Here is an 8,839-nt window from a genome sequence, read left to right on the forward strand (position 1 = left end):
TCCTCGGCCGCCTCGAGGGTCTGGCTCATTCCCGTCATCAGCGAATCGATCGCCGCCTCCTCGCGCCGAGCCCCTTCCCGACCGCGCCGCGAGGCGCGCTCGAGGCTTTCGGATGCATCGGACATGGCCGAGGACGAGCGGGCCACCTCGCGCACCAGGTTCTGCGCGGTATCCGCGAAGGTATTGAACGCCGCGCCCACCTGGGCGATCTCATCGCTGCCCTGCGCCGGCAGGCGGCGTGTCAGGTCGCCATCGCCTTCGGCGATGTCGCGCATCCGACTGGCAATCTGCTGCAGGGGTCGGGAGATGGTCAGCACCGACAGCCAGGCCAGCAGGCCGACGACCAGCATCCCCGCGATCACCGAACCGATCTGCCAGTTGCTGGTCGAGTCCAGGGCGGCCAACAGGCTGCTCGAGCGCTCGGCAATCTGGCCGCGCTCACGCTCGACGATCGACTCGACGCTCTCTTCGATCTCCATGAACACCGGGGTCAGCTCGGTGCGCACGAGATAGGCATCCATTCGCCATTTCTCGGAAGCATGGATATCGAAGGCACGATCGGCCGCCTCGATGAACGCGGCCAGCTTCTCGGTCAGCTGTTCCGCTGCATCGAGCTGCTCGAAGGTCAGCAGGTAGTCGTAGTCATCGACGATCTTCTCGGCGCGCTCGAGTGCCTGTGAGGCGTAGAGGTCGAAATTCTCGCGCAAGGCCGGCGAGCGAAAGGAGATGAAGCCACGCAGCCCCGCGACCACGTTGCCCCAGTCACCCTGCAACCGGGCCAGCTCCATCACCAGCTGGCGCCGCGAATAGCGGGTGGCATCGGCACTCTCCTCGGCATTGAGCAGCTGGCCGAGCAGCCCCGAGATCTCGCGCTGCAGGGGGTTGGCGTGCTCGTTGGCGTACTGCATGCCCGGGTTGTTGGCCGCCTCGTCACCGGAGATCGTGATGATCTTCTCGGCCGTGCTGGTAAAGCGGTCGATCTGCTCGTCGAGCTTGCCGCCGTCATTGTCCCGGTAGCGGGCCAACTCGGCACGCGCGGCCTCGAGCTTTTCCAGCGAATCGCGGAATCTGGCCAGGTCCTCGTCACGCTGGCTTTGCAGATAGAAGCCCAGTGCCCCCACGCCGCGCTCGACCTGGATGCGAATGGTGTCTGCGGCGAAGGCGGCAGGCTGGCCACGCTCGACCACCTCCTCGACCTCATGGGCCACCTTGCCCATGTTCACCATGGTGAGCACGGCGATGGCGACCATCAGGGCGAGGATCAACCCGAACCCGATCAGGTTCTTCTGCGACAAACTGAAACGATTCAACCAACCTAGCATTTGCTCCTCCTGCCCTAGTGCCTGTATCAGGGCGGGCTAATACCCGCTCGGTTCTTGTGGGCAAGCCGGGTTATCGACCCGGGCAGCGAAAACTTGATGCCCAGCTTGACCGACACCGCCCCACCACCCGCCGGACGGCGACAGAATTCGGTCAATTGCCTGCGACATTCATCAGGAACGCCACGAACCCGGCCACCAAAAGCAGGATCAACGCCACACCCAGCCATTCCTCGCGTGACCCCTTGCGACTGGCAGCCATCATCGGCCTGACCCGCGGCAGCAAAAACAGCAGCACCGCGCCGAGCAGCACGGCCATGCCGATCTTCATCCACAGTTCCATCGTCTCACTCCTTCCGGCTTGCCCGTGTTCACCCGGATTCAGCCGGGCCAACGAAAACAAGAAGACCCCTTGCGGCAGGCAAGGGGTCTTGTCTGACATCCCGCTCCGGCGACGCCGGGGCAGGCATCAGTCGTTCTGGCTCATCCCGAGCAGGCTGAGCAGATGCACGAACAGGTTGAAGATGTTCAGGTACAGGCTGACGGTGAGCAGCAGGTAATTGTCCTCGCCGCCGTTAACCATCCGGCCGGTGTCGTAGAGGATGAATCCGCTCATCAGCAGCACGACCGCCGCGGAGATCGCCATCGACAGGGCCGGGATCTCGAGGAAGAGGTTGCCCAGCATGGCGGCGAGCACGACCACCAGGCCGACCACGAGGAAACCGCCCATGAAGGAGAAGTCACGCCGTGAGACCAGGGCGTAGCCCGACAGGCCGAGGAAGATCGCGCCGGTGCCGCCCAGGGCGGTCATCACGATCTGCCCGCCGTTGGGCAGGGCGAGGTAGTGGCTCAGCATCGGCCCGAGCCCGAAGCCCAGCAGCCCGGTGATGGCGAAGACCACCCCGAGCCCGGCCGCCGAGTGGGCCGTGCGCGGCAGGACGAACCACACCAGCACCAGCGCGCCGCCCAGCGTGAGCAGGGAGGTCCAGCCCGGCACGCCGGCGAGCAGGGACACGGTCGCCATCAGCGCCGAGAACAGCAGCGTCAGCGACAGCATCATGTAGGTGTTGCGGATGACCTTGTGGGTCTCGAGCTGGGAGACCCCCGCCTGGACGGTGGTCGGATTCTCGAATGCCATGCAACCTCACCTCGTCTCTGGTAATCATGTGATTCGGATTGATGGTCGAGTATAAGTGCTGTGAACTCAGGCGCAATCGCCCGACCGCCCTGAACCGAGGAGTCCGTCCGTGTCCGACCGCACCACCCGTCCCCGCCGCGTCCTGATCACCGGCTGCTCCTCCGGCATCGGCCGACGGGCCGCCGAGATGCTCGCCGAACGGGGGCATCACGTGGTCGCCGGCCTGCGCGACCCGGCCGACGTGACCGACTGGCCGCATGCCCACATCCCCGCCGTGGCGCTGGATCTCGACGACTCCGCCTCGATCCGCGCGGGGCTGGCGGCGGCGGTCGAGGCCGCCGGCGGCCCGATCGAGGCGCTGTTCAACAACGGCGCCTACGGGCAACCGGGCGCGGTGGAAGACTTGAGCCGCGACACACTGCGCGCCCAGCTCGAGACCAACCTGCTGGGCACGGTCGAGTTGACCAACCTCGTCATCCCGTCGATGCGTGAGGCGGGCTTCGGCCGGATCGTGCAGAACAGCTCCGTGCTGGGGGTCAGTGCGCTGGCGTTCCGTGGCGCGTACGTCGCCTCGAAGTTCGCGCTCGAGGGCATCAGCGACACGATGCGCCTGGAACTGGCCGGCACCGGCATCGACGTCTCGCTGATCGAACCCGGCCCGATCACCTCGCGGTTCCGTGCCAACGCCCAGCGCGCCTTCGAGGCAAACATCGACTGGCAGCACTCGGTGCACCGCGAGGCCTACGCGCGCCAGCTCGAACGACTCAAGAAGCCGGGGCCGGCGGCGCCGTTCACCCTGCCGCCGGAGGCCGTGGTGCGGCGGGTGATCCACGCGATCGAGTCGCGCCGACCGAAAGCACGCTACCCTGTGACCGTACCCACCTACCTCTTCGCCGTGCTCAAGCGCCTGTTGACCACGCGCGCCATGGACCGGGTGCTGGCGCGCGCCTCGGGTGGTGGCAAGCGCTGATGGGCGCGCTCGACTCGCCCATCGCCCAGCTCTACGTCCTGATCGAGTGGACGATCCGGCTGGCCGCGCTGTTCATCGTGCCACTGCGTCGACCGCCGGCCGCGGCGACCGCCTGGTTGCTGCTGCTGTTCTTCCTGCCGATCGTCGGGCTGGTGATGTACCTGCTGGTCGGTCGGCCACGGTTGTCGCGCGACCGCGCCGAGAAGATCGCCCAACTCGCCCAGACCCTGCAGCCGATCACCGACCGCCTGTCCCGGGCCGAACCGCAGGGCAGCGGCAATCTGCCGGCACGCTTCGCGGCGGTGGACCAGATGGTGCGTCGCTGGCGCCGGTTTCCGCTGTTCGACGGCAACCGCATCGGCCTGATCGATTCCATGGACGCCTTCGCCGCCGACCTGGTGCGCGAAATCGACGCCGCCCGGGACCACGTCCACCTGACCTTCTACATCGCGGCGATCGACCGGGCCACGGCGCCGGTGTTCGATGCCCTGGAACGGGCGGCGGCCCGCGGCGTGGTCGTGCGACTGATCGTCGACGACTTCGGCTCCAAGCACGAAATGCGCGGCCTGCGACGGCTGGCCCGGCGCGGCATCGCGGTCGGGCGCGCCTTCCCGCGCTCCAAACTGCCACGCAAGGCGGCCCGCTTCGATCTGCGCAACCACCGCAAGCTGGTGGTGATCGACGGACAGCTCGGCTTCGCCGGCTCGATGAACCTGGTCCACCCGGAGTTCCGCCGCGGGCAGTGCTATCAGGACCTGATGCTGCGCATCGAGGGGCCGGTGGTACTCGAGCTCCAGGCGATCTTCGCCGGCGACTGGTACCTGGAAACCGGCCTGCTGCTCGAGACCGAACGCTATTTCCCGGCCCCGGTCACCGCCGGGCACGAGTCCTGCGTCGGCCTGCCCAGCGGCCCCGAGTACCCCGAACCGCTGCTGCAACGCCTGCTGCTCGGGCTGCTGCACGCCGCCACCGAACGCGTCGAGATCGTCACGCCGTATTTCGTCCCCGACGAATCCACCCTCGATGCGCTCAAGGCCGCCGCCCGGCGCGGGGTCCATTGCGAACTGATCCTGCCCGAATCGCTCGACCACCCGCTGGTACAACTGGCGCAGGAATCCTACTTCGACGAACTCCTCGAGGCCGGCGTCGTCATCCGGCGGCACCCGACCCGACTGCTGCACAGCAAGATCACCCTGTGCGACGGCCGCATTTCCCTGGTCGGCAGCGCCAACCTCGACGTGCGCTCGTCGCTGATCAACGCCGAATTCGGCCTGCTGTGCTATTCGAGCGAGACCGCCGCACGACTGGCCGACCAGGTCGAGGTCTACCGACGCGCCTGCCGGCCGCTGTCCCGCACACAGTGGGAGGCACGGGGACGCGGCCGCATACTGGCCCAGAACCTCGCCCGCCTGACCTCGCCCCTGCTCTGAGCCCGCCCGGGCCGAGGTGGCCGGCCACAAAGAAAAACGGCGCCCTGAAGAAGGACGCCGTTCGTTACCCGACCTGGTCGTGGAATCAGCGGCTCGCGGCCCGCTGGTCGAGGGCGACCAGCATGCGATCCTGCGCGCGCAACTCCTGGGACAGCTCGCGCGCGGCTGCCAGTTCCTGCTCGTCCATCTCGCCGAGAAACGACTGCATCAACTCGTCGGCGGCGCGATGGCCATTTTCCACCATCGGGCTCAAGAGGCCGTAGGCGGCAACGTAGTCGGGCTCATCCAGGCCCAGCCCGTGGGCGTACATCATGCCGAGGTTGTAGCGGGCCACGGTGTGCCCCTGGGCGGCCGCCTCGCGATACCAGTGCAGGGCCTTGTCGTAGTCCGGCTCGACACCCTCTTCACCGAGGTACAGCGCGGCGAGGTTGCTCTGCGCGCGGGCATAGCCCTTCTCCGCGGCCCGCTCGAACCACTCGAGCGCCTTGGCGCGATCGCGCTCGACGCCCTGGCCCTCGAAGTACATCGTGCCGACCGCCAGCTGACTCGGGGCAAAACCGGCCTCGGCCGCCTCGCGATACCAGCGCAGGCCGAGTTCCTGATTCTCCTCGACCATCTTGCCGTTGCAGTACATGTGACCCAGGACGTACTGGGCGAAGATGTCGCCCTTCTCGGCCTTGGGCAGCCAGTGCTCGACACCGCCATGCTCGTAGATATCCTGCGAGACCGCCGCCGGGACGTTCGCAGCCTGGGCCGTCAGCGACAGCCCCGACCCGCCGACCGCCAGTGCGACCGCAAGCGCCCGCGCCAGTCGACCGACGCCGAATGAATTGATGCGTTCCATGACCCTGCCCCTCGTTACATGTCCACCCAACGGCACAAGCATGCCGCGGGAACGGCTGGAATTCAATCGCAAAATGTCACGCCGAGTGGCTGATTTGGAAGGAAAAACAGAATCCAGTACGCCAGGCCATCCACCGGGACACCAGCCCGGCCCGGCCCGGCCGCGCCACTTCACCTCAGTGGGCAATGGTCAACTGGAAGGCGAACATCGCCATGAAGGAGAGCACCACCACCGTGCCGACGTTGGCCGCCGACAGGCGACGATTGGCATCCGGCAGCAGTTCGGCGAACACCATCCAGATCATCGCCCCGGCAGCCAGCCCCAGTCCGATCGGCAGCACGGGCTCGAAGGCGGACACGAACAGGTAGGCGGGGATCGCCATCAACGGTTGCGGCAGGCTGGAGAAGATCGCCCAGCCGGCGGCCTGCCAGACCGGCACCCCGCGTGGCACCAGCACCAGCGCGATCGCCAGCCCCTCGGGGATGTTGTGCACGGCGATGGCCGCGGTGATGAACACCCCCAGATCCTCGCCACCGCCATACGAGACCCCCACCCCGACCCCTTCGGCAAAGGAATGGATGGTCATGACGCCCACGATCATCAGGGCCTTCCTGGCATCGGCACCCTGCAGGTCGCTGACGTCCGGGGTGTCGTGTCGATCCAGCCAGCGATCGGCGAGCACCACCAGCGCAAGGCCAGAGGCGATGCCCAACAGGCTCCGCCAGGCACCGATCGCGCTGCCCTCGTCGATCAGGCTGTGGCTGGCCGCCAGCATCAGGCCCGCCGCCAACGCCGCCCCCACCGCCAGCCAGCGCTGGTCCACCTGTCTGGCAAACGCCAGCGGGATCGCGCCCAGGCCGGTCGTCAGCGCGGTGATCAACGCGGCGATAAAGACGGTCAGCAGGCTGACTTCGAGTTCCATTCAGGCAATCCGTGAGGGGTAATTGTCGCTGACTCTAGTTGGTAAGAGGCGAAATCGCGCGTCGAGACACCCCGGCACCTCAGCACCGCGATGGCCAACCGAGATCCAGTTCGGCCGCCCGCACAACGCGGGATGGCTCCAGCCCGGAGCAGGTCACCCCCAGCAAACGAATCGGGCGACGGCCCGCCTCCGTATCGTCCAGCAGCCCCGGCAGGGCACCGAGCAGTTCGTCGGCCGTCCATAGCGACCGGGTGAAGGTCCGCCGCCGCGTGATCTGGGTGAAATCCGCGTACTTCACCTTCAGCGTGACCGTGCGCGCGGCAAGCTCCCGGGCCGCGAGATCCCGCGCGACACGTTCGGCCAGCGGCGCCAGGGCCGCCTCGACCGTCTCCCGCTCGAGCAGGTCGTTCGGGTAAGTGGTCTCGTGGCCCAGCGACTTGCGCTCGCGACGGCTGCGAACCGGCCGCTCGTCGATGCCGCGCGCGATCTGGTGGTAGTACCGCCCGGCCTTGCCGAACCACTCGACCAGATCGTGGAGCTCGTGGCCGCGCAGGTCGCCACCGGTGTGGATGCCGCGGGCCTTCATGCGTCGCTCGGTCGCCGGGCCGACGCCGTGGAAATCACCCACCGGCAGGGACTCGATAAAGCCCGGCGCGGCAGCAGGGTCGATCAGGTAGAGGCCATCGGGCTTGTCCACGTCGGAAGCCAGCTTGGCGAGGAACTTGTTGTAGGACACCCCGGCCGAAGCGATCAACCCGGTCTCCTCGCGTATCGCCGCCTTGATCTCGCGCGCCATCAGGGTGGCCGAACCACGGCAGGCTGGGCTGTCGGTGACATCGAGATAGGCCTCGTCGAGCGACAGCGGCTCGATGCAATCGGTATAGCGACGGAACACGGCATGGATCTGGCGGGAAATCGCCCGGTACACATCGAAGCGCGGGCGCAGGAACACCACATCGGGGCAGGCCCGGGCCGCGCGCGCCGCCGGCATCGCCGAATGGATACCGAAGCGGCGCGCCTCGTAACTCGCCGCCGCGACCACGCCCCGCCCGGCCGGATCGCCGCCGACCACCACCGGTCGGCCGCGCAACTCGGGCCGATCGCGCTGCTCGACCGAGGCATAGAAGGCATCCATGTCGACGTGAATGATCTTGCGCACGCACAGCCTCCCGCACGACGGACGAACAACATAATGCCGTATCGACACGAAAAACCCCCGATCCGGGGATCGGGGGTTTTCGGGAATGGTGGTGGCCAGAGAGGGAATCGAACCCCCGACACGGGGATTTTCAATCCCCTGCTCTACCAACTGAGCTATCTGGCCGTGTTCGCATGTCACTTGCGGCACGACGTGGAGACGCCGTCGCCTGGCGACGAGGCTGCGCATTTAACGGCAAAATCGCCGCGCGGTCAACCCCGCCCGGAGAGGTTCGCGGGCGGATTGGCGTCGACCGGCCGGCGGCGTTTTCCGACCAGAGGCTGACGCGCCGCGGCGGGCATTGTATGCTCCGGGTTCGGGAAGGTTTCCCGCCCGATCCAATTCCAACCGCCCGAGACGCGAACCGACCATGGCCGCACGCACCGCGCAGATCCGACGCGAAACCAACGAGACCCGCATCTCGCTCGAAATCAACCTTGACGGTGAGGGCCAGGCCCGCCTGGAGACCGGTGTGCCGTTCTTCGAGCACATGCTCGACCAGATCGCCCGCCACGGGCTGATCGACATCACGCTCACCTGCGACGGCGACACCCGGATCGACGATCACCACACGGTCGAGGACTGCGGCATCGTGTTCGGCCAGGCGGTGGCCAAGGCCGTCGGCGACAAGCGCGGCATCCTGCGTTACGGCCACGCCTACGTGCCGCTGGACGAGGCGCTGTCGCGGGTAGTGATCGACCTGTCCGGCCGCCCGGGGCTCGAGTTCCACTGCGACTTCACCCGTTCGCTGATCGGCCGGTTCGAGACCGAACTGGTCGAGGAGTTCTTCCGCGGCTTCGTCAATCACGCCGGGGCGACGCTACACGTCGACAACCTCCGCGGGCGCAACGCGCACCACCAGGCCGAGACCATGTTCAAGGCCTTCGGCCGCGCACTGCGCATGGCGTTGAGCGCCGACGACCGTCAGGCGGACATCATCCCGTCGACCAAGGGATCACTATGAGGCACCTTGAACAATCGTCGCGAGCGGGCCGAGTGCAAGGAGCCGCGGAGCGAG

At 67.2% G+C, this 8,839-nt stretch carries 9 protein-coding genes and 1 tRNA gene; 3 read left to right on the forward strand and 7 right to left on the reverse strand.

Annotation, left to right across the window (positions count from 1 at the left end; translation table 11 throughout):
- The 3 genes from ACLFRM_RS08140 to ACLFRM_RS08150 all read right to left on the reverse strand — a co-directional run.
- Positions 1-1,322 (reverse strand): HAMP domain-containing protein (locus ACLFRM_RS08140; protein WP_410755240.1); only part of this gene is annotated, 1,322 nt, incomplete at its 3' end.
- Positions 1,323-1,473: 151 nt separating this feature from the next.
- Complete coding sequence (locus tag ACLFRM_RS08145) at positions 1,474-1,761, reverse strand: hypothetical protein (protein ID WP_410755241.1); 288 nt, start codon at positions 1,759-1,761, stop codon at positions 1,474-1,476.
- A 27-nt stretch (positions 1,762-1,788) separates the two neighbouring features.
- Positions 1,789-2,457 carry a Bax inhibitor-1/YccA family protein gene (locus ACLFRM_RS08150; RefSeq protein WP_410755242.1) on the reverse strand — a complete coding sequence of 223 codons (669 nt, stop codon included), beginning with the start codon at positions 2,455-2,457 and terminating at the stop codon, positions 1,789-1,791.
- A gap of 109 nt (positions 2,458-2,566) precedes the next feature.
- Between ACLFRM_RS08150 and ACLFRM_RS08155 the strand changes: the two genes are divergently transcribed.
- Both ACLFRM_RS08155 and cls read left to right on the forward strand, forming a co-directional pair.
- Positions 2,567-3,427, forward strand: coding sequence for an SDR family NAD(P)-dependent oxidoreductase (locus tag ACLFRM_RS08155; protein ID WP_410755243.1), 861 nt, complete (start codon positions 2,567-2,569; stop codon positions 3,425-3,427).
- Positions 3,427-4,857 (forward strand): cardiolipin synthase, encoded by a 1,431-nt coding sequence (gene cls / locus ACLFRM_RS08160; RefSeq protein WP_410755244.1) that lies wholly within the window; start codon positions 3,427-3,429, stop codon positions 4,855-4,857. The genes ACLFRM_RS08155 and cls overlap by 1 nt, the downstream gene beginning before the upstream one ends.
- 85 nt (positions 4,858-4,942) lie before the next feature.
- Here the strand turns inward: cls and ACLFRM_RS08165 are convergent, their stop codons facing one another.
- The 4 genes from ACLFRM_RS08165 to ACLFRM_RS08180 form a co-directional block, all read right to left on the reverse strand.
- Positions 4,943-5,701 (reverse strand): tetratricopeptide repeat protein, encoded by a 759-nt coding sequence (locus ACLFRM_RS08165; protein WP_410755245.1) that lies wholly within the window; start codon positions 5,699-5,701, stop codon positions 4,943-4,945.
- Between the two features lie 175 nt (positions 5,702-5,876).
- Positions 5,877-6,623 carry a ZIP family metal transporter gene (locus ACLFRM_RS08170; RefSeq protein WP_410755246.1) on the reverse strand — a complete coding sequence of 249 codons (747 nt, stop codon included), beginning with the start codon at positions 6,621-6,623 and terminating at the stop codon, positions 5,877-5,879.
- Positions 6,624-6,702: 79 nt separating this feature from the next.
- Positions 6,703-7,782, reverse strand: a complete 1,080-nt coding sequence (gene dinB / locus ACLFRM_RS08175; RefSeq protein ID WP_410755247.1) for a DNA polymerase IV — start codon at positions 7,780-7,782, stop codon at positions 6,703-6,705.
- 89 nt (positions 7,783-7,871) lie between these two features.
- Positions 7,872-7,947 (reverse strand) — tRNA-Phe (locus tag ACLFRM_RS08180).
- 244 nt (positions 7,948-8,191) lie between these two features.
- Between ACLFRM_RS08180 and hisB the strand changes: the two genes are divergently transcribed.
- On the forward strand, positions 8,192-8,785 hold the full coding sequence (hisB, locus tag ACLFRM_RS08185; protein ID WP_410755248.1) for an imidazoleglycerol-phosphate dehydratase HisB: 594 nt from the start codon (positions 8,192-8,194) through the stop codon (positions 8,783-8,785).
- The last annotated feature ends 54 nt before the right edge of the window (positions 8,786-8,839 follow it).

It is taken from the genome of Guyparkeria sp. (genome assembly GCF_046540515.1).
Classification (GTDB): Bacteria; Pseudomonadota; Gammaproteobacteria; order Halothiobacillales; family Halothiobacillaceae; genus Guyparkeria.